A 21237-nucleotide genomic window follows, 5' to 3' on the forward strand; every position below is an offset into this window, starting at 1 on the left:
AGCAAATTCTTCCAATTTTATCCAATAAAAAAAGCTGAATCTTCTGACTCAGCTTTTCCATATACATGATTTGATGCGTAATTATTTTTGATTTACATCTTTAAGTTCAATTTGCTTACGCTCAGGTTCAACCTCGTGGGCTTCTCCATCAATAATGGTTGAGTTTCGACCGTGACCACCCGCTTGTTGGTTCTGCATCTCTTGCATTTGGCGCATTAAATCTGCAAATGGGTTCTGTCCTTGAGCTCCGCCCATATCTCCCATATTGCCCATCATGCCACCCATCATATTATTCATCATGGCTTGTTGTTTTTTCGCCATGAATTTCATACCTGCGTTTTGAATCATTTTTTGCACAGGAGGTAAAAGAACCAACAATGCCAAAACATCTGTAATTAAACCCGGAATCATCAAAAGAATTCCAGCAAAAGCCAGTGCCATTTTTTTAGTCACAGAAGCATCTGCACCCATTTGCCCTGTCATTTGCATTTGTTGCAATTGCGGCATAATAGTTGCTGTACTTGAACGTACAATGCTCATACCAATCACAAAAGCAATGATGAACCAAAAGAATACATACCAACCACTGATAAATTGAGCAACCCCAATCCAAACAACGATTTCTAATATGATACCGATTAAAATAACGGGAAATAGTTTCATTAAAAACAATTCATCTCTAAGATAAAAATAATTTTCACTAAAAGTTTTATCAAGTGTACATAAAATTTTTAGCTTTCACTATTTATAAGGGCATTTAAAAAAATTTAAAGGGTAAACTTGAAGTTAAACTGGATTTATCCTCATTTTTGCCACTTAAGATCGGAAGTTTTATAAAAAAGATAAAGAGCAATCACAGTTCCAATTGGAAACAAAAACAAGAAAATAAGCGCAATGAATCGAGACGTATTCCGCCCCTTACGTGTACCCTGTGCTGACTGATCTGCTGCAACATAATGTAAATACAGCATCCAACCAAATATCGCAATGAGGATAAGATAAGCTGATAATGCCTCAAAATCGAATTTACTGAGCATTCCAATGCCTAACAACATTAGCCCCAACACATAAAGCATGAAAATCAAACGATGAATCCAGTAAACTTGCTTATTTTTAATCATGCGCTTTTGATTAAATCCCTCAAACTTAACTTTTTAAATGTCACGCTTTCCTCTAAATACCTTAATTCATTCATATTTATTAAGTCATCATACAACAGCCTGAAAATTATACTTACATTTCTTTTGTAGAATCATATAATTGAAATACTCTTGATGATAAGCAGCACTATGTCTTTAATTATTGGAATTGACCCCGGCTCACGTTTAACGGGTTATGGCATCATTAAAAAAGAAGGTCAAAAACTATCTTTTGTCGATGCAGGAACCATTCGAACTGAAACAACAGAAATGCCTGAACGCCTAAAACGGATTTTTGCTGGTGTGGATCGTATTGTCAAATTTCATGGCCCAACAGAAGCAGCTGTTGAACAAGTTTTTATGGCACAAAACCCTGATTCTGCGTTAAAACTTGGCCAAGCTCGTGGTGCTGCGATTGCTGCTTTGGTCAATTTAGATTTACAAGTTGCTGAATACACTGCTCGTCAAATCAAACAATCTGTTGTCGGTTATGGTGCTGCAGATAAAGAACAAGTACAAATGATGGTGATGAAATTACTCAATCTTTCAATCAAACCGCAATCAGATGCAGCCGATGCCTTGGCTGCAGCAATTTGTCATGCACATGCTTCAGGGAGTATGAGTAAACTTGCTGTACTCAACGCCTTGGGCGGTATGGCACGTGGACGTAGTCGCAATAGCAGTAGAAGACGTTGATTAATCATACATAATTCTGTAGATAAATTTACAATCAAACCATTAACATCTATTTTAATCCAAAATGTTAGGCTATAAAAATTAAAGATAATGAACAGTATCTTTACGAATCTCACGAATGCTCGGTTGTTTTGAATAAGTCGCGATAAGCATTTTACCTGAATTACGTAAATTCTTGTTTTGTTCAGGGTCTATTCGGATTAAAACCAATTCTTCTGGAATACGTGGATTATGACCTTCTCGGCAAATGATCAAATTTTGATTACGCTCAACAATGGTATAATTTGGAAATTCCTTTTGTAATTTTTCTTTGAAAGAAAGTGTTTTATCTTCCTTTTTACTGTCGCCTAACTGCGTATAAATAATCAGCAAAATACATGCTGCAAAAACAATAGCTACAACTAAATACTTATCAATCATTTTATTTCACTCGAATATACTTTTGCTGTTGTTCATTGTAATGATAAACACGCGTTTGATTTATGGGGATAATTTTAGCAGTATCTCCGATATAGATTTGCTGCGTACCCCAATAATGGATTTCAATATCATACAAACCATGATGTTCAGTGCTTAAAAATCGATAATCCGCATGTGTATTATAAATTTTATCACTTCCTGTAACTTCATTGTCATGAGCAATTTGTGCAACATCCAATTTTATCATCACAGGTTTTTCATCAAAAGGAACGATATAAAGCTGCTTACTAGAATACCCTTGTCGACTATAGGCTTGTTCTTCTACATAGCCTTTTACATTTGGGCCAATTTTTCGAATATTTTTAATAATCTTTTCAGTTGAATACGGTGAAAAATCAAAATCACCATTCATCCAACTTGTTTGATCTTGGCTTTGGCTAATTAACTCAAATTTCCCAACAGTATTTTTCTTAAATAGATAAATTTGAGTAAACGTTGCACATACACCACAGAAGTTAAGTACTTCATTGTTTTTATCTATTGAAACCTCTGTGGTGCTGATCAGGTAGCGTAATTCATTTTGAGCATTTCGATATATTTTGGCTGGACTAAACACAATAACAGCATCATTGTTTTCTGAAATTGCGGTACGTTCAGCATTTTTAATTCCCACATAATCCACATTATTATTATCTAATTGTTGAATTTTTACATATTGAATATCTTTTTGATATAAAGCCATCATGACCGTTTTAAATTCTAAATCTTGTAATATGATTTTTTCTTTGGATTTTTCGGCTGATTTTACTGCAATATTTTGTGTAGATACCGGATTACCAAAACTCGGCTGAACACTATTTAAACCAAGCAATAAACTAAACAGAATAACATTTGCGTTATATTTTTCTAGACTGTTTTTTATCATTTTATATTAATTCTCTTTATGATTTTAAAACGTATCACGAATCATTCTAAAATCATTAAAACTCGAGTCAGCTTCAATTTCAATCTGCTGAATGTATTCAACTTGTGCATGTAAAGGGCCAACATAGCTATGTTGTGTCATTGATACAATGGCTTGCTGTTCACCAATAATAACCGCTTCAACCTCTCCTGTTGTTAGATTTTTCACATAACCTTTTAGATCAAGTTGAATCGCCTCTTTTTCAAACCAACGACGATAGCCTACACCTTGCACTTTACCTTGAATGATCAGTTTGACAGCTTTCATATTATGCTACCTGTTAAATTCTTAGGTATTTGATGATTAACTACATAATATACTGCCTCAGACATATGCTGCGCCTGCAGACCTCTTTGCCCTTGTTGTGCAAGATAATCTCCTGCAAGAGCATGTAAAGTCACAATTTCATGCAAAGCAATTTTCTCTGCGAATTGTGCTTTTAAACTGGCGATCATTCCTGCGAGAACATCCCCCATACCACCCGTCCCCATTCCTGCATTCCCCGCAGTACAAATCCACAATTGATCATCCAGTATTAAACTACCCGCACCTTTAAGCACCCATTGTCCTGAATATTTGTTTTGCAATGCGTAAATGGATTGAATTCGATCACTCTCAATATCTTTAACACTGCAATTCAATAATTTAGCCGCCTCACCTGGATGCGGTGTTAAATAAGTATTCGCCATAAATGGCGTCGATTGCTCTGCTAAAAACCACAGTGCGTCAGCATCTAAAATCACGTGTAAGTGTGTGGCTGAATTGATCTGAGGAAACCATTTTAAAAACTGCTGTTCCGCCCAATCATCACGCCCCAGCCCCATACCAAAACTTACAGCATCGACTTGTTGCAGCAAAGTTTGAATATCTTGCTGAGTGAATACATTGATATCACGCAACATAATATTCGGAGAACGTGCCAAAATTGCAGTATGATGCTTTGCATGACAAACAATGGTCACTTTACCTGCGCCTGCACTAAAAGCAGATTCTGCTGCCATCATCACTGCACCGCCCATTTCCGCATGTCCTCCAATCATCAAGACATGTCCATAACTCCCTTTATGCCCAAAGGCTTGGCGCTGTGGTAATTCAATTTGATTCGATGACAATTGTGCAATTGGCTTTAATTCTGCATCCGTTGGAATAACTGAGATTACTTCAACCTGCCCTGAATATTCCTTCGCTTGTCCTGTAAACAACCCCGCTTTTAAGCCTAAAACTGTATAGGTTCGGTCTGCTTTGATTGCAATCGGTAAAGCTTGCCCTGTATTGGCATTTAAACCACTTGGAATATCGATGGCGATTTTAAGACCTGATTGTGCATTAAATGTTTCAATGATTTCTTGCCAAAACTGATCTAAATCTCGATTCAGGCCAATCCCGAATAAAGCATCAATATGACAATCAAATTGCGCCATAATCGGATGATTGGATGCAAATTTATGTTGAATATTTTGATTGAAAATTTGATGAATCGACAATTGATACTGTTTTGCCATTTCAACAGCTAAGTTTAAATCTCTGGACTCGCCCAACGGAGTTGCAAAAATTTCAACATGATAGCCGAATTGTTGTAAATACAGCGCTATGCAATAACCATCACCCGCATTATTTCCCGCACCACACCATACCGCTATTTTTCTAATTTTAGATTCAGAACGCTTAAATACATGATCGAGACGTTGTGCAATTGACCATGCTACCTGCTGCATCAAACCAAAAGCGCTATTTTGCTGAGCAAACCAACGACGTTCCCATGCTTGTATTTCGTGGCTGTGATAAACTTGTTGATACATCATCGTGCCCTCTTTTACTGTTTTTTAGCTCATTGATTTTACTATGCCAGCAACGTCATCTTCACCACATATCCCCTTGCAACAGATTGATTCACAGGAATTAAAGCTTTGGATCAAGCAACAAGCTTTGCAATTAGGTTTTGCTGATTGTGTCATTGCTCGCCCTGATGCTCAAGCTGAATTAGTGCGATTTAAAGAATATTTAAAACGTGGCTATCATGGTGATATGAAGTTTCTTGAAGAAAATTTAGAAAAAAGAGCCGATCCAACACTTTTAGTTCCAGGTACTAAAAGCATTATTTGTGTACGAATGAATTATTTAGTCGAAACACCCAAACCACGTTATGTACCCGATGAACCTAATTCGGCAATCATTGCACGGTACGCACGTGGGCGTGACTATCACAAAGTCATGCGTGGTCGTTTAAAAACCTTAGCCAGCAAGATTAAAGAAAAAGTAGGAGAATTTGAGTCACGTCCTTTTGCAGATTCAGCACCTATTTTCGAAAAGTCTTTGGCTGAAAATGCAGGCATGGGCTGGACAGGAAAACACACCTTACTCATTCACAAAAAATCAGGTTCTTTTTTTGTACTTGGTGAATTATTCACTTCGCTAGAATTGCCTTTTGATGAACCTACAACATCACATTGCGGATCGTGTACAGCCTGTATTGATATTTGCCCGACGCAAGCGATTATTGAACCCTATATGCTTGATGCTCGCAAATGTATCGCCTATTTAACCATTGAATATAAAGGCATCATCCCTGAAGAACTACGCCGTGGTATTGGCAATCGAGTCTTTGGCTGCGATGACTGCCAGTTGATTTGCCCTTGGAACAGTTTCGCTAAAAAAGCCACGATTGAAGATTTCAATCCTAGACATAATCTAGACCAAATGACGTTATTGGACTTATGGCACTGGGATGAAGCAACTTTTTTAACGTGTACCGAAGGTAGCCCAATACGGCGCACAGGTTACCAAAGTTTTATGCGAAATATTGCAATTGGGCTAGGAAATGCACCTTTTTCGCCTCAAATAATGCAAGCATTGCAACAAAATAAATCACGACATGATGAAGTTGTGCAAGTCCATATTGACTGGGCTATCGCAGAACAATACTGTAAACAACTGGAAAATTAAGCTTATTATTTTAATTTTCTTAATGAAGACTTGAATTTTCAGATATTTACAAAATTCTTATTTTTTCCGCTTTTTAATCGCAAATACAAAGAAGTTTCTAATTCAATGAATCATAATTTTGTAAGTAATTCACAGGAAAACTGTTCAATATTGCAACTATATCTATAATTTCTGTTTTCTATTTTATTGATCTTTTTAATCGTAAGATACCATCATATTTGGACTTTTTTGCCCTTTGGAATTGGCACGAATTATGTATTATAAACACCATTAGATAATGATTATCACGGATTAGACCAATGACTGTACGTAATGACTGGACTCGTGAAGAAATTCAGGTTTTATACAATCAACCCTTTCTTGATTTGGTATTTAAAGCGCAACAAACGCATCGTGAACATTTCGATGCCAATACGATTCAAGTCAGCACTTTACTTTCAATTAAAACAGGTAAATGCCCTGAAGATTGCAAATACTGTTCTCAGTCTGCACGTTATGACTCAAAACTTGAAGCTGAAAAACGTATTGCCGTTGAAAAAGTGATTAGTGAAGCAAAAGAAGCGCTTGCTTCAGGCTCTTCACGTTTTTGCATGGGTGCAGCATGGCGTAATCCACATGAAAGAGATATGCCTTATGTGATTGAAATGGTTCGTGAAGTCAAAGCATTAGGTTTAGAAACCTGTATGACTTTGGGTATGCTCAACCAGTCTCAAGCTGAACGTTTACATGAAGCAGGTTTAGATTATTACAATCATAACTTAGACACTTCTCGTGAATATTATTCACATATTATTAGCACACGTACTTTTGATGATCGCTTAAATACCTTGGATCATGTGCGTAATGCAGGTATGAAAGTGTGTAGTGGTGGTATTGTTGGTTTAGGTGAAAGCCGTAAAGACCGTATTGGTCTGCTGCATGAATTGGCCACTTTAGCCATTCATCCTGAGTCAGTGCCAATCAATATGCTGGTTCCTATTGAAGGTACGCCATTGGCCGATGTTGAAAAACTTGATGTTACCGAATGGATTCGCACCATTGCTGTAGCTCGCATTATCATGCCAAAAAGCTATATTCGCCTTTCAGCTGGACGTGAATCACTGTCAGATGCGGACCAAGCATTGGCATTTATGGCTGGTGCAAACTCCCTGTTTAGTGGTGAAAAACTGCTCACCACACCGAACGCAGGTGAAGGCAAAGATAAACAATTATTCAATAAACTGGGTTTAAAAGTTGAAAAAGCAAAACCTACGGTTGCTGAATTATCTATTGATGCAATGGCAAGCTAAAACACACAATAAATCCCTCTGATAAAAGAGGGATTTATATATAAATTTCTGATCCGTAAAATAGGTCTTTTACTTCGCTTGTTGACCGTTATCTTTAAAAATAAAAGACATAATTTCAACATATTTCTTTTCAATAAAATCAATAAGCAACTATAAAGAAGTCACTAAGATTCCATACTTTGAAGTCAAATACATTCCCTGACGAATAATATCCGTGCCATTGACATGATGTACTTTTAATTCTTGAGTAATAGCATCATATTGAAAAGCATCAAAACAGTCCTGATGCTGACAAAGCCAATTTAAAGTATCAGCAATATGCTCATCGACAATATAAGTTTCTGCAAGAAAATTTTTAGCCATGATAATAAAATTGAGAATAACAATCTCGTAATTGTATCTGAAATCAATTTCTGATCAAAAGCGAAGACATAAAAAATCAAAACAATGAAACGATTGAAATATTGAATCTCAAATTTTCAAACAAAAAACCACCATATTTTGTTGAATATGATGGCATTTTTATTTAATTACATCTGTCACATGATTAATTTAATGTATAGAATAAATTAATGATGCGCTCCACATTTACGGCATTCTTTAACCACGAAGTTATGCCCGATTTCATACTCATAACTATGAATACATAGTAGTTTTCTGATTTTGCTTAACATTCCTTAACTCCCTTAACATTCCTACTTGTTTTATTTCTTCCTGAAAAACGATAAAGAAAGCCTAATTAGACTTTTAAATATAATTATCACAATTTTTCATAAGATGAAATATATTTTCTTACATCTTTAGTCGTAGACAGATAAAGGCTTTTATAACAGATTTTTAGAGACTGATTTTCAAATCGTGATAATTCATTAAATTATTGGTTTTATTGCTTAAATTCAGTTTTTTGTATTAAAAAATGTTGCTTTTTAATCTTGATTTAATCTAACTTTTATATAGGATGAAATGATAGCTTTTTTTATTAACACACTTTTTAACTAGAAAGCTCTAATACACAATTTAACGTATCCATAAGATTATAAAGGGATTTAATATGCAAGGAAGAATGATGCAACACCCCCTCCTGATCAGTAGCATGATTGAACATGCTGCACGTTATCATGGAGATACTGCGATTATTTCAAAAAATACAGACGGTACGATTACTCAAACAGATTGGACACATATCACTGAAAACTCTAAACGTTTTGCCAATGCTTTACAGTCTCTTGGACTGGTTCAAGGCGATCGTATTGCAACAATCGCATGGAACAACCATCGACACCTTGAATCATGGTATGCCATCTCAGGAAGTGGGTTAATTTGCCACACCATTAACCCTCGCCTATTTCCAGAGCAACTAGTTTTTATTATTAATGATGCACAAGATCGTGTTGTATTATTTGATAAAACCTTCCTTCCTTTAATTCGTGCTGTGAAAGCCCATACACCAACTGTTGAACATTTTGTTTACCTTGGCGCTTTCGACCAAGACGTCGCAGATGCTGTACCAGATGTGAAATTCTATGATGCACTGATTGCCGAACATTCTGCGCAATACCAATGGCCTGCACTAGACGAAAACACTGCAAGTTCACTGTGTTATACCTCGGGTACAACAGGTAATCCTAAGGGTGCTTTATACAGCCACCGTTCAACAGTACTTCACACTTATGCCATTTGCTTACCAGACTCATTAAATTTATCTGCCAATGACATCATGTTACCTGTCGTCCCGATGTTCCATGTTAATGCATGGGGTACACCGTATGCAGCTGCAATGGTCGGTTGTACCTTTGTACTTCCTGGCCCTGGCTTAGACGGTGCAAGCTTGGTGCAAATGATTGATGATTATAAAGTCAGTATTGCACTTGGCGTACCAACCATTTGGCAAGGTTTGCTTGCAGCAGCCAAGCAAACGGGTAGTCCATTAAACAGTTTAAAACGCAATGTCGTCGGTGGTTCTGCTTGTCCACCTGCGATGATGAAAGCCTTTAGAGATGTTTATGATTGTGAAACAATTCATGCTTGGGGGATGACTGAAATGAGTCCTTTAGGTACAGGCAATCAACTCAAAGCAAAACATCAACAACTTTCAGCGGAAGAACAATTTAAAGTACGTTTATCTCAAGGTCGTCCACCTTTTGGTGTCGATCTACGTATTACCGATGAAGAAAATGGAACCAATGAAGTTTGTCGTGATGGGCATAGCACTGGTAATCTTCAAGTCAGAGGTCACTGGATTATCGAATCTTATTATGGAAAGTCAGATCACGCCTTAACTACAGATGGCTGGTTCGATACAGGTGATATTGCTTCAATAAATGAAGATGGATATTTATTATTAAGTGACCGTGCTAAAGATTTAATTAAATCAGGTGGTGAATGGATATCTTCTGTAGAATTGGAAAATATTGCCATGAATCACCCTGAAATTGCGATGGCTGCCGTGATTGCTGCAGATCACCCTAAATGGGATGAACGTCCAGTTGTGATCGCGATTAAACAACAAGGTTCAACAATTACAGAACAAGATTTATTAGACTACTATGCGGACAAAATCGCCAAATGGCAGATTCCAGATAAAGTTGTTTTTGTAGAGTCAATTCCTTTAACGGGTACAGGCAAAATGCTGAAGCGTGACCTACGTGAACAATATGGAAAAATATTGTTAACTGAATAAATAAACCATTTAATACTTACAAAAAAGCCTTTTAATGCTGAATTAAAAGGCTTTTTTATTTTCCCATAAAGCCAAGTGTTTAGCGTTTTAGAATCTCCAATGATAGAACAAATCGATTGCTTTCTCTAAAGACTGGCTCGCTTCCAAATATAAGCGTTTATTCATTTGATAACGTAAAGTGAGTTTATTGACTGGTGTAAAGACACCAACACCATAACGAATATATAAGTCTGGGGTAATATAACCCGTCAAGCTGACTTGAGTATCATCACCTGTGCCCTGTGCATCAAAAGACAAACCACTTAAACCAAAAGTACGTCCAATTTGATTGGTAAATGCACGTGTACCGCCCAATCCTAAACTAATTCCCGCTGCTGCAATGGTGTTATTCACATCAGATTTGAAGCCTTGTTCATTACTTAAGCCACTTGAACCTTCATTAATACGTCCTGTAATTAACGCATTCATTGCCTCTTGATCAGATAATCCAGCATCATTATACACTTGAATATTTGGACTCGATGCCGTACCAGTAATACGAACACCGACGATACTGCCTGAAATACTCTTGTTGGTGTCAATGTCTAATGTTGGATTGGCTAATGGACCATTAAAACGCGCAATTGCACGATTCAAATCTAAACGCTGACCATACGCTTCGATCGTTACTTTTTGACTCACACCAATCGCACCATTGGCACGCATGGCTGTTTCTAAACCACGTTGCGTGAGGTATAAACGACCAACCAATGGAATACGACTATTAAAGCCTTCAAAAATCACTTTATCACCAAGATTGACGGTAACATCTGCGCGTATATCCCACGGTTTAGCTGCACGTAGAATGGCGAGTTGGTTCTCTCCTTCTTTTACAATACGTACATCTGGTGAAACATTGACGACTGTTGCACTTGCTTCAGGCATTGAAATCAACGCACGAGGCACATCGACTTTACCTTTCACAGCAACACGCTTACTCATTGGCAATGCGTCTACTTCAATATCAGTATCAACCACTGCTGTGATCAAAGGGGCTTGACGAATCAATAATTTTTCACCATTTAACTTTAATTGCACACGTAGATCATTTTTCCAATCAATACTGCCATTGATTTTACCGACACCACGCCCACTGTTAAATGCACCATTAATCATCACAACATCTTGGCGAATTGAAGAATAAATTTGCACATTTGTTAAATTAACAGGCAGTGAAATCATACTGATTTCACCATTTTTCAACCGCATCTCACCATCAAATAAGGGCTGAGATAAGGTTCCATTAATCTTACCTGCAAGTGACAATGTCCCATCTAACTTACGTATATCTGCAATAAATGGTTTTAAAATCTGTAATTGAACTTCGTTAAAGGCAACTTCACCACGTATTGGTTTTGAGTCAACATAGGGGTTTACAATAACACTCGCATATCCTGTACCAATATTTGGTGCTTTTAAATCAACACGTAGTAGTAATCCATCTGCAATGCTTTTAGCAATAATACTGGCTTCATCATAGTTCATCGATGTCGAAACATCTTCAGGATTCTCTGCAGCAATCCCAATTTCACCGTTACGTGTGATTAACTTAGCATCCAGTTTAGGCTTTGCGCCTTGCGCCCATGATGCTTTTGCATAACCATTTAATTTACCAGTTAATGCTAAGCCTGCTGGCATAAATGCAGCAAAATCATTTAAATCTAGATTTTGAGTGAGGAATGAAACATTACCACTTTTCTTACTCACACGTATCGGCTGATCAAAACACAACTGACTTTGCTGACTCTGCCAACAATGCTGTCCCACATATAGCTCAGCTTTAGCAGAGGAATAAATAATCGGGGCATTCTTTTGTTGAAGTAAATGTGCACGAACCGAATCAAATTCACCTTTTTGAACTTGCCCTAACCAATCATTCTGAGCATTAAAGCCACCTGCCAATTGCATATAGAATTTTGAATAATAATTCCAACCCTGTAATTGCAATAAATGTGCTTTGCGCGTACCCGACAAAGTAATCGCCGCATGCTGAATTTCACGATCACCGCTACGCAATGTCTCCATCTGCGCAACCATTTTTGAAGGCACTGTTTCAGAGGTTGGCAATTCACCTTTCAAACTCAGTTTTTTAATACTAATATCATTAAAACTAAAACGATCAACCACTAAGTTTGCCGTCGCACTTAAACGTGGTTCTATTTGTAAATTTAAATAACCATATGCTTTACCACGCAATCCTGAATAAATCTCATATAAAGCAGGGGCATTGACCTTTAGGCGTAGGTTTTGCGCATTTCCTGCGGCTTGAACTTGATTATTGGCATAGGACAGGAATAAGTTATTTGCCTCAAATTGCTGAGGAACAAAGCCTTTTTGATCTGAATTTAGCATGATTGCCAAATTACCACGACCACGTAAAGGCTTATTATTAATCATTCCTGCAATATTAAGTTGTTGAATGTTAATTCTTTTCTGCTGATCAGACCAACGACCTTGAGTTTTAACATTTCCAGAAACTTCACCACGCACCGAAGATACAAAGTATTGTGGTTTAAAGCGAACCAATGAAGTGCTAATGTCCCAACTCAGGCCATTAGCCACATGCACTAGACCACTTGCAAATACTTTTCCAGCAACACCATCATGCCGTAACTCGGATATTTTGATCAATTCAGGTGTACCAGACACCCGTAGTTTTAATAAACCACTGCCTTGTTTCAATTGTGCCGCATTGAGTGTACCATCATAATTCACAGCAAAGCCTTTAAAGTCTCCACCTGCTTTTTGATCTGCAAAAATAACCGCAGCAGTACTTTTACCTGTCAATCGGATTGTCTCAGGATTGGCTTGATTGGCAATTCGTCCAGTTAAATCGATACGATCAAAAGAAATGAGCTGTTGATTTGGTTTTGCAAAACCATTTGCTTTAACTTGACCATTTAACAAATTTACTGGAGCACTCGCAAGCACAGATTGCGGATTAAAATCTTTCGCATTCAATAATGCTGTCCACTTCAATTGGCGTTTATCTGTCGGTAATTCAATTACTGCATGACCCGAAAGGTTGCCTCGATCTGCCAAATAATTAAAAGCTGGAATATGTAAGTCGTTGCCTTTTAAGTCTAGTTGCGCATTATATTTACCTGCTGGCAAACTCCCTTTTTCATGTTGCCGCACTACGGTTGCAACATGAATATTTTGTTGACCTTCAAGCAATGCTAAATTGACTTGACCTTGCTCACTACTTAACCACCCCACATATGGAACGGCTCGATCAATATTCTTCCAATTTACACCCAGTTGCATAGGTTCAGGCTTTTGATTTTTTTGTTGTGCCTGATCCAGTTTTACATTCCAAGTTTCATACTTATCAAAAGCAACATTTGCGGTTAAATGCATTCCTTGTTTAAGTGCGCCAACCGAGGAAATATTGGCATCTAATGACGGTGGTAAAAAGTCTTGAACAACTTGTGGAATAATTTTGTCTTTTGGATTAATCCGATCTAAACGACCTTTAATATCCCAATGCACATGATCTTGCCAACTCACCAGTCCCGCAGCATTTACTGCCCCACCCATCAATTGACCATTTACATTACTGATGTTCAGTTGGTTTACCAAGTCTGTATGTGCAAGACCTGTATATTGACCTTGTGGAATATTTTTCCCACTTATATCTGTATTGATTTCTAAGTTTAAACCTTTAATATCACCTTGGAATTTTGCGATACCATTCTTTGATAAAAGCGCTTGTTCTACTAACAAAGGCCAATGGTAATCTTTAAAATTTAAAGCACCATTCATAGGCACATTGGGACGCATTGGATGCAATACAGCCCAACCTGTTAATAAATCAGGGGTTCTAGTCGCTACACCTGCTTTAATCGTGTCTAAAGAACCACGTGCTTGCACATAGATATCTTGAATATTTAAACTTTTAAGAGATGGTAAACGAACGACCGCTTGTGCATTTAAAGGATATTTCCCTTTAAAATCCATATTGCCTTTCGCATTTTTAACAGACAAATAGCCCATATCCATGCTTGAATTTTCAAATTTTAATTCAGTACCAGACCACAATCCTTCTTCTAAATGCACATCATTAAAATTTACCTTGGCTGAATAGGTTTGAATTTGTAAATGATCTATATCTGCCTGATCTACCCGCAGAATAAAAGGCAATTTGATTTCACTAAATTTAAACGGTTCGTTACTTGGTGGGGTCTTTGTGATAATTCTTAAATTATTAACATCGGCATGACTTAAATGAATTTCTTTATCAAAAATAGCTCGCCAACCTAAAGAAACATCTGCTCGATCTATTTTAATATCTACAGGTTTTAGGGTGACTAGAATATTTTTGAGAATAATCCCTTGTAAAAGATTGCCACCTTCATATTGATAATGAATAATTTTTTGACTTGCAGCAACACGATCAAGTAAAAATTTACTGCCCTTGTCCGTGCTAAACATCACAGCTAATGCCGTCACCAATAAAACAACGATCAAAAACACTGACAGCAGAATATTGCGTAATAAATTACGTTTCTTTGGGCTCTGTTCAGGCTCTAATGAATTACTTTGTTGTTCATTCTGAACATCTTGATGTTCTGCATCAGTCATATTATTTCCAAAGTTCTCACTGATTTTAAATCATTCATTTATTCTATGGGGTACGGATATTAAAGTTGCGATCCAATATAGAAATGTAATCGAATCGGACGATCTGGATCTGATATTCCAGAAGCCAAGTCTAATCGAATTGGGCCAATCGGTGATTTCCAGCGTATACCTAGACCGATACTATATTCTGTATTATTACTAAAGTTTTTATTGTAGGCATTACCAACATCACTAAAAATAGCGGCACGCCAACCTTCTTTAAACTGATAGTTATATTCTACTGAGCCAACAGCTAAAGCTTGTCCTCCAACGTCATAACCATACTCCACTGGTGAAAGACTCTTATAATCAAAACCTCTCAGGCTTTGGTCACCACCTGCAAAGAATCTTAAATTATAAGGCACTTGTTGAAAATCTTTAGCGAAAATATACCCCACATCCAAACCACCAACAAATTGATGATTATCATTTTTCCCCAATGAATATAGCGCCTTCCATGTTGTATTGACGATCGCCATGTCTGTATCAGTCAATAATGATTCACTACCCATTTGAATTTTATACGATTGCTTAAAACCGCGGGTTGGATTCACTCGATTATCACTGGTGGTTTTGGTTGCTTCATATCCAAATAATAAGGATTCTTGCTCTTCGTTCGAACCTGGTATTAAAAAAGCATCGGGAATGTCATCCACATCCACCACACCATTTTGCGTAATTCGGTCTAAACGATAACGTACGCCAAAAATATGCTGCCATTCTTTACGAGATCCTTTGATCACACGGTCTACACCTGCAACAGCAGACTCAATGATCAAATCCAAATCATTACCAATTCCTCCACGATCTTCACGCTCATAACCAGCAACGAGGCTTATATAATCATTCAGTGGATGTTTATAAGGAATATTATATCGAGCATCAAAAGACTGACGAATTTGCGATAACTCGAAGTTTGCATCAAAAGAATGCCCTAAATGGTTGACGATGGCACGGCGATACTGACTCCGTAAACGAACACCTGTATCTGTTCCAAAACCAATACCTGTTTCTAAACTATTTAGACGATCTGCATTTAAAGTTACAATGACAGGAATTTTCTTTTCTTCACGTGCTTTATCTTTGAGTAAATCTTCTTCAGATTCTTTTTCTTTTTGCTGAGTTTGTAATTGTCTTAAATTCGGGTCTGTATCTGCTTGTTGAGTACCCGCAAACTGATTTTCATCGACAACTGTCTGCGTTACTTCTTTATCAGAATGTTTGGCATTTTCAACTTGTGTCTGCTCTGCAAATGAAGCAGCAGCGATACGCTCCTGATCAACCAATAATTGTAAATCCTCAGGTAACTCTAAAGGCTTTACAATTGGATCAGGTTTTACAGCATCCACTAAAGTATAGTTAAAATAACGTGAGTTGGTTAAGTTATTCGCCAAACCATTGACACGCCATGCGGTATAATCCGCATCATCTTTCCAAGGAACCATCGATTCAAGAACTTTCAGATCGATCGGAAGTGGTTTAGAAGGATCACTCATTCTAAATTCAACATGACCTAGCTTATAACGCTCACCCGTTTCATATTTTAAATTAATTTTAGCTTTATTCTGTGGTTGTTCAACTTTAACATCGTGTAAACGCCAGTGGCTGTCAAAAAAACCATTATCAACTGCAGCATCGGTAATACGTGATTTTGTGGTTTCATATAAACCGTGGTTAAAAATATCACCTATCTCCAAATCTGGTAAGACACGTATCACTTGGAATTGAGCGAGATTTGCTCCCGCACCACTGCCTTCTATATTTTGCTCTGCCACGATTACAGGTTCATTCGCAACAACACTTACTTTTAAGTGATTATCATCTAGTTTTGAAAATTTAAATTGTGCATTGTAATAGCCAACAGCTTGAGCAGCTTGTACAGTAAGTGTTCTCAATTGTGAAACAGAACCATTAAAATCTAAAAAAGCCTCTTGAGTAAAAGAAGATAATTTCGCTTTAATATTGTCAGTAAGGACTTTAGGCCCACCCTCAACTGTCACCATAATTTTGGGAATGGTCGCAACATTACTTTGCGGTTGAATGACTTTGTTCATCAGCCCTTTAAAGAAACCAACTTTAACCTCTTCAGACTTTGCTTCATTCAAGGTTGGATCTGTTAATGTCTTCGCTGTGTCATTTCTTTCTACTGAAATATCACGCTCTGAATGAATCGTTTGAATGAGTTGATCCACGTTGACAGGTGCTTGCGTAATTTCGGAGACTTCTTGTTGTGTAGCATCATGCACAACCACTTCGGGGGCTTGTGTTACACCATTCCTAAAATCAAGCGCTTCTTTCTTTGCTTCTTCTGCGACTCGGAAAATTTCATTTGCTAAAGATGGGTCAACGGGTGCAATCGGTAAATCTTCCAAATCATCAAATTGAATCGGTTTAAAGTCATCCTGAACCCCCAAGTTTTGCTCTTGCTGTTGAAGCATGGATAAACTATCGACCGATGTTGCCGCTTGGCTTTGTTCTATTTTTTCATCAATTTGGTCGATTTTTTCATTCGACAAACCTTGTTGCTTTGCTGCGGTTTCTAATTGCTCTTGCGTATTGGTAATTTCAGTGGTTTGATTTTCTTGTTTTATACTGCCCTGCGCTGGTTCAGCGTAACTTACAGGTACAGCAAAAACACTTAAAAAAACACTTGCGCATAAGAGTTTATTGATATGATAACTATCAAAGTGAAGATGCATACAATGTGCAAGTACAGATTTTTTAAATTTAATTTTTGCTGGCATACCAAGCTCTAATTATCTAAATATATTAAATGAAATTTACACTGAACAATGTATATTTCTAACACCCAAAACAATTGGTTTTAAACATGATTTAAGGTTAAAACATGATACATGATTTTGTATGATAGTTACTATTTCACCACATTTTTCATAAATAACTAAATGAAGTCATCTACAATGGAAAAAAATGAACACATTTTAGCTACACGGCGTTTTCTGCCGATGTTTCTTACTCAGTTCTTTGGTGCATTAAACGATAATGTGTATAAACAATCACTTTTACTCGTCATCACCTATGGATGGATTCAACAGCAAGCTGCAAGTATAAGTACACTCAACAACCTTGCTGCATTGTTATTTATTCTACCTTATTTCATCTTTTCTGCGACAGCAGGACAAATTGCAGATAAGTACGAACGTTCATTTTTAGTCCGAAGTATTAAAATACTCGAAATTATCATCATGCTGATTGCTTCGGCTGGTTTTTTATTGGGTAATTTATGGATTTTACTTTTTGCCTTATTTTTAATGGGAACCCACAGTACTTTCTTTGGCCCAATCAAATATGCAATTTTACCTGATATTTTAAAACCCAATGAATTGATGTCTGGAAATGCGCTATTTCAATCTGGAACATCCATTGCAATTTTAATTGGTATGATTTTAGGTGGCGCGGTGATTTCACTGTCACAAGGCAATATGGTCTGGATTTGCTTAACCATTACAGCAATTGCGGTGATTGGTTATCTATGTAGTCGCTTTGTCCTTAAACAACCCACGACCAATACTGATTTAGAAATTGACTGGAATTTTTTCCGTACCAGTTTTCAAACAATTCGCTATGCGAAAAGCTTACCTTTAATTTTTATCGTTCTTTTGGGTAACTCATGGTATTGGTTTTATGGCGCAACTTATCTCACGCAAATTCCTCAATTAACTCAGCAGAACTTACATGCCAATGAAAATGTAGTCAGCCTGCTTTTAACATTTTTTTCAGTCGGTATCGGTGTTGGTTCTTTACTGTGCCGTAAGATTGGTGGAACTGAAGTCAATATTAAGATGGTGCCGATTGGTGCAATCGGATTAACTGTATTTGCACTTTATTTAGCAGCAAGCTTGGCATTCGTTCCTGAACGTACAGGCGACTTAATTACAATTTCCGATATGTTTAGCTCAGGGGCTGTTTATTATCATGTCATGATTGCAGTCACTTTACTGGGAATTAGCGGTGGATTTTATATCGTCCCTTTGTACGCCATGATGCAAGCCTATGCACCTAAATCACATCGTGCACGTGTGGTTGCTGCCAATAATATCTTTAATGCAATATTCATGGTTTCCTCTGCGATTTTCTCTATAATCATCTTAAGTATTTTAAAAATAGATATTAAAATTCTATTTTGTATTACCGCTATACTCAGTGCGATTTTTAGTACGTGGTTATTACTTCGCTTAAAACCGCTGATTGCCACAACTCAAGCTTCTTTGGAGGACTAATATGCGTCAATATACTGGCATTGATAAACTGATCAATTCATTCGATCAAGCTTTAAGAAGTTTAGTACCAGGCGCGACGTCTGCACAAAGAATGAATCCTTCAAATGACACAGAAACCCAATTAGCCGTCAGTGAAGCGCGTCATGTTGCAGGTCTAATGCGGGTGAATCATAGTGGTGAAGTATGTGCGCAAGCGCTTTATCATGGGCAGGCTTTGACTGCAAAGCTGCCGAATGTACGCCGTGAAATGGAGTTTGCTGCGATTGAAGAGCAAGACCATTTGGCATGGTGTGAAGATCGCTTAAAAGAATTGGATAGTCATACCAGTTTATTAAACCCAGTTTGGTACGGGCTTTCTTTTGGTATGGGCGCACTGGCAGGTATTGCCGGTGATAAATACAGCTTAGGTTTTGTTGCAGAAACTGAACGTCAGGTAAGCCTGCATTTACAACATCATATTAGCCAACTGCCTGCACAAGATGAACGTTCTCGTAAAATACTGGTACAAATGAATGAAGATGAATTGCACCACCGTGATACAGCTTTAGAAGCAGGTGGCGTTGATTTACCGATTCCAGTCAAAATCACCATGACAGCTATTTCAAAATTGATGACCAAGACCAGTTATTATATTTAAAAGGCTTTTTCTCTCGCTACTTCTCACTTTTTGAAGTGAGAAGTATGCTCTGTAGGGAGAGAATTCAAACATTCTAGAATACGCAAGATTGCAGTCCATTCAGCTTTTATAGCAGTACAACTGTTTTTAAAACAATCTCTACTTTACTCATTTAATGTCTTTGAATATTATCAAGTCGATAAGTACTTGAATAAATAAATGATTGAATCAATAGCGCTACTCACTCAACCCAAACAATAATTTAGCATTGTGTGGTGCTGACTTTGTCGCCTCTACAGGCAATAAAGAGGGATTGAATGGATAAGCTGCACCATCAAACCTTAACATTACTTGTCCATGCTTTCGGCTATAAACCAACAACTGTTTCCAACCATTACTGACATAAGTTGTTGAATAAACTGGGCTATCAACCAAAGTTGTTTTACTCAAAAATTCAAATGTTTGATTGGGTTTTCCTTTAAAGATGAGCATCGTACAACCACCTGAACCACACCAATCCAGACCATTTAAAAGTACTAAAGCCTCTTGTTGTCCATCACCATTCAGGTCATCAAAAGCCACCTCATAAGTAGATGAATCTTTTGTATAAGCGTGAACACTTTGTTTTAAATTGCTATCACGTTGTTGCGAAGATTGATTGTTAACTTCAGTGTTTGATATAACTTCTGTGTTTAATAGTTGAATTGATTGTTCAGGCAACTGTGTACACGCATTCAATAAAAGCGCAGTGCTCAACAATACCCATGATTTCAAATACATCACTATACCTTTCTAATTTTCAAATTCTTATAAAACGATAACAGGAAATTGATGCTCAGGATGATTAAATAACATATCTTGCCAAATATCATACATTGGAATCTTAACATCCAAAGCCAATGGTAATTTTTTAGGATTAAATTGCATTTGCGTTAAATCACGCCCCCAAGCTATCAAATCAACGTCTAAAGAGATATTGTGTGAAGGACGGACACGACCAGAATCTGCTTCCATCTTTTTTAATAAAGTGATGATTTCATCAACAGAGAATTGGCTTTTAAGCAAACACGCTGCATTCCAGTAATCTGCCCCTATGCCATCACGACATGGAATAATATAAATTTTTGAAAAAGTCGCTTCACCCAAACTCAAAATTTGAGCAAATGTTTTTTGAAAATTATATTGAGGAGCGCTATTACTCGCCAGAGCTAGGGCGAATATCGTTTCGGTGGCGTTCAAGGCGAATTCCTACAGAATTTGCTTGCGGGATAATGGCAGGCTTACGGATAGTAATCATAATCGATTCAACTGATGGATAGGTAGCGAAAAGCGCATTTAAAACCAGTTTAGCCGCATGTTCGATCAATTTCGGGGCAGCATCTTGAATGACTTTACTCGAAATCTCACAAATTTCCGCATAATTCAAAGTATCTTCAAGCTCATCTGAATTAGATGCCTTTTCTAAACAGGTCTGAATCGTCAAATCAAGCATTAAAGGCTGAATAATTTGGCGTTCCCAATTGAAACAGCCCACCACTGTATCCACTTTTAAACCTTCAATGATAATTGCGTCCATAATGATTTCCT

Annotated in this window: 18 protein-coding genes; 6 read left to right on the top strand and 12 right to left on the bottom strand. The window is 37.3% G+C overall.

Going from position 1 to position 21237, the window contains the following annotated elements:
- Positions 1–81 precede the first annotated feature (81 nt).
- Together D7V20_RS00470 and D7V20_RS00475 are read right to left on the bottom strand one after the other, a co-directional pair.
- Positions 82–663 (bottom strand): FxsA family protein, encoded by a 582-nt coding sequence (locus tag D7V20_RS00470; RefSeq protein ID WP_120382397.1) that lies wholly within the window; start codon positions 661–663, stop codon positions 82–84.
- A 140-nt stretch (positions 664–803) separates the two neighbouring features.
- A complete protein-coding gene (locus D7V20_RS00475) occupies positions 804–1121 on the bottom strand; it encodes a hypothetical protein (RefSeq protein ID WP_120382398.1) in 318 nt (105 codons plus the stop codon).
- Positions 1122–1289: 168 nt separating this feature from the next.
- Here D7V20_RS00475 and ruvC point away from each other — a divergent pair, with 168 nt between their 5' ends.
- Positions 1290–1835 (top strand): crossover junction endodeoxyribonuclease RuvC, encoded by a 546-nt coding sequence (ruvC, locus tag D7V20_RS00480; protein ID WP_120382399.1) that lies wholly within the window; start codon positions 1290–1292, stop codon positions 1833–1835.
- 81 nt (positions 1836–1916) lie between these two features.
- On the opposite strand, the gene D7V20_RS00485 is transcribed toward ruvC, so the two are convergent.
- From D7V20_RS00485 to D7V20_RS00500, 4 genes are read right to left on the bottom strand one after another with little or no spacing between them, the layout of a single operon-like run.
- Positions 1917–2255 carry a hypothetical protein gene (locus D7V20_RS00485; protein ID WP_120382400.1) on the bottom strand — a complete coding sequence of 113 codons (339 nt, stop codon included), beginning with the start codon at positions 2253–2255 and terminating at the stop codon, positions 1917–1919.
- 1 nt (position 2256) lies between these two features.
- A complete protein-coding gene (locus D7V20_RS00490; RefSeq protein ID WP_235831578.1) occupies positions 2257–3180 on the bottom strand; it encodes a hypothetical protein in 924 nt (307 codons plus the stop codon).
- A gap of 24 nt (positions 3181–3204) precedes the next feature.
- A complete protein-coding gene (locus D7V20_RS00495; protein WP_120382401.1) occupies positions 3205–3486 on the bottom strand; it encodes an acylphosphatase in 282 nt (93 codons plus the stop codon).
- The gene (locus tag D7V20_RS00500; RefSeq protein ID WP_120382568.1) at positions 3483–5018 is read right to left on the bottom strand and encodes an NAD(P)H-hydrate dehydratase; all 1536 of its coding nucleotides are present in this window, start codon (positions 5016–5018) and stop codon (positions 3483–3485) included. Before D7V20_RS00500 ends, D7V20_RS00495 begins: the two co-directional genes overlap by 4 nt.
- A 43-nt stretch (positions 5019–5061) precedes the next feature.
- Between D7V20_RS00500 and queG the strand changes: the two genes are divergently transcribed.
- Both queG and bioB read left to right on the top strand, forming a co-directional pair.
- Positions 5062–6162 (top strand): tRNA epoxyqueuosine(34) reductase QueG, encoded by a 1101-nt coding sequence (gene queG / locus D7V20_RS00505; RefSeq protein ID WP_120382402.1) that lies wholly within the window; start codon positions 5062–5064, stop codon positions 6160–6162.
- Positions 6163–6461: 299 nt separating this feature from the next.
- Positions 6462–7451: a biotin synthase BioB gene (gene bioB, locus D7V20_RS00510; protein WP_120382403.1), complete on the top strand. Its 990-nt coding sequence runs from the start codon at positions 6462–6464 to the stop codon at positions 7449–7451.
- Between the two features lie 150 nt (positions 7452–7601).
- On the opposite strand, the gene D7V20_RS00515 is transcribed toward bioB, so the two are convergent.
- A complete protein-coding gene (locus D7V20_RS00515) occupies positions 7602–7814 on the bottom strand; it encodes a hypothetical protein (protein WP_120382404.1) in 213 nt (70 codons plus the stop codon).
- Positions 7815–8502: 688 nt separating this feature from the next.
- Between D7V20_RS00515 and D7V20_RS00520 the strand changes: the two genes are divergently transcribed.
- The gene (locus D7V20_RS00520) at positions 8503–10131 is read left to right on the top strand and encodes a long-chain-fatty-acid--CoA ligase (RefSeq protein WP_120382405.1); all 1629 of its coding nucleotides are present in this window, start codon (positions 8503–8505) and stop codon (positions 10129–10131) included.
- 87 nt (positions 10132–10218) lie between these two features.
- Here D7V20_RS00520 and D7V20_RS00525 read toward each other — a convergent pair whose 3' ends face one another.
- Both D7V20_RS00525 and D7V20_RS00530 read right to left on the bottom strand, forming a co-directional pair.
- Positions 10219–14754 (bottom strand): translocation/assembly module TamB domain-containing protein, encoded by a 4536-nt coding sequence (locus tag D7V20_RS00525; protein WP_120382406.1) that lies wholly within the window; start codon positions 14752–14754, stop codon positions 10219–10221.
- 59 nt (positions 14755–14813) lie between these two features.
- Positions 14814–17537 carry a BamA/TamA family outer membrane protein gene (locus D7V20_RS00530; protein WP_120382407.1) on the bottom strand — a complete coding sequence of 908 codons (2724 nt, stop codon included), beginning with the start codon at positions 17535–17537 and terminating at the stop codon, positions 14814–14816.
- 177 nt (positions 17538–17714) lie between these two features.
- On the opposite strand from D7V20_RS00530, the gene D7V20_RS00535 reads away from it, so the two are divergent.
- Together D7V20_RS00535 and coq7 are read left to right on the top strand one after the other, a co-directional pair.
- On the top strand, positions 17715–19034 hold the full coding sequence (locus tag D7V20_RS00535) for an MFS transporter (RefSeq protein ID WP_120382408.1): 1320 nt from the start codon (positions 17715–17717) through the stop codon (positions 19032–19034).
- A gap of 1 nt (position 19035) precedes the next feature.
- On the top strand, positions 19036–19671 hold the full coding sequence (gene coq7 / locus D7V20_RS00540; RefSeq protein WP_120382409.1) for a 2-polyprenyl-3-methyl-6-methoxy-1,4-benzoquinone monooxygenase: 636 nt from the start codon (positions 19036–19038) through the stop codon (positions 19669–19671).
- A 216-nt stretch (positions 19672–19887) separates the two neighbouring features.
- Here the strand turns inward: coq7 and D7V20_RS00545 are convergent, their stop codons facing one another.
- Genes D7V20_RS00545 through folB form a run of 3 tightly spaced genes read right to left on the bottom strand, consistent with a single transcriptional unit; the run spans position 19888 to position 21226 of the window.
- Entirely contained in the window at positions 19888–20430 is a 543-nt protein-coding gene (locus D7V20_RS00545; protein WP_120382410.1) for a hypothetical protein, read from the bottom strand.
- Between the two features lie 27 nt (positions 20431–20457).
- Positions 20458–20889: a 2-amino-4-hydroxy-6-hydroxymethyldihydropteridine diphosphokinase gene (locus D7V20_RS00550; RefSeq protein ID WP_120382411.1), complete on the bottom strand. Its 432-nt coding sequence runs from the start codon at positions 20887–20889 to the stop codon at positions 20458–20460.
- Positions 20846–21226, bottom strand: a complete 381-nt coding sequence (gene folB / locus D7V20_RS00555) for a dihydroneopterin aldolase (RefSeq protein WP_120382412.1) — start codon at positions 21224–21226, stop codon at positions 20846–20848. The genes D7V20_RS00550 and folB overlap by 44 nt, the downstream gene beginning before the upstream one ends.
- Between the last annotated feature and the right edge of the window lie 11 nt (positions 21227–21237).

It is taken from the genome of Acinetobacter rongchengensis (assembly GCF_003611475.1).
In the GTDB taxonomy this organism is placed as follows: domain Bacteria; phylum Pseudomonadota; class Gammaproteobacteria; order Pseudomonadales; family Moraxellaceae; genus Acinetobacter; species Acinetobacter rongchengensis.

Bases quoted from the DNA above. Each gene is read 5' to 3' on its own strand.
- D7V20_RS00470 (WP_120382397.1), bottom strand. From the start codon at position 663: ATGAAACTATTTCCCGTTATTTTAATCGGTATCATATTAGAAATCGTT.
- D7V20_RS00475 (WP_120382398.1), bottom strand. From the start codon at position 1,121: ATGATTAAAAATAAGCAAGTTTACTGGATTCATCGTTTGATTTTCATG.
- ruvC (WP_120382399.1), top strand. From the start codon at position 1,290: ATGTCTTTAATTATTGGAATTGACCCCGGCTCACGTTTAACGGGTTAT.
- D7V20_RS00485 (WP_120382400.1), bottom strand. From the start codon at position 2,255: ATGATTGATAAGTATTTAGTTGTAGCTATTGTTTTTGCAGCATGTATT.
- D7V20_RS00490 (WP_235831578.1), bottom strand. From the start codon at position 3,180: ATGATAAAAAACAGTCTAGAAAAATATAACGCAAATGTTATTCTGTTT.
- D7V20_RS00495 (WP_120382401.1), bottom strand. From the start codon at position 3,486: ATGAAAGCTGTCAAACTGATCATTCAAGGTAAAGTGCAAGGTGTAGGC.
- D7V20_RS00500 (WP_120382568.1), bottom strand. From the start codon at position 5,018: ATGTATCAACAAGTTTATCACAGCCACGAAATACAAGCATGGGAACGT.
- queG (WP_120382402.1), top strand. From the start codon at position 5,062: ATGCCAGCAACGTCATCTTCACCACATATCCCCTTGCAACAGATTGAT.
- bioB (WP_120382403.1), top strand. From the start codon at position 6,462: ATGACTGTACGTAATGACTGGACTCGTGAAGAAATTCAGGTTTTATAC.
- D7V20_RS00515 (WP_120382404.1), bottom strand. From the start codon at position 7,814: ATGGCTAAAAATTTTCTTGCAGAAACTTATATTGTCGATGAGCATATT.
- D7V20_RS00520 (WP_120382405.1), top strand. From the start codon at position 8,503: ATGCAAGGAAGAATGATGCAACACCCCCTCCTGATCAGTAGCATGATT.
- D7V20_RS00525 (WP_120382406.1), bottom strand. From the start codon at position 14,754: ATGACTGATGCAGAACATCAAGATGTTCAGAATGAACAACAAAGTAAT.
- D7V20_RS00530 (WP_120382407.1), bottom strand. From the start codon at position 17,537: ATGCCAGCAAAAATTAAATTTAAAAAATCTGTACTTGCACATTGTATG.
- D7V20_RS00535 (WP_120382408.1), top strand. From the start codon at position 17,715: ATGGAAAAAAATGAACACATTTTAGCTACACGGCGTTTTCTGCCGATG.
- coq7 (WP_120382409.1), top strand. From the start codon at position 19,036: ATGCGTCAATATACTGGCATTGATAAACTGATCAATTCATTCGATCAA.
- D7V20_RS00545 (WP_120382410.1), bottom strand. From the start codon at position 20,430: ATGTATTTGAAATCATGGGTATTGTTGAGCACTGCGCTTTTATTGAAT.
- folB (WP_120382412.1), bottom strand. From the start codon at position 21,226: ATGGACGCAATTATCATTGAAGGTTTAAAAGTGGATACAGTGGTGGGC.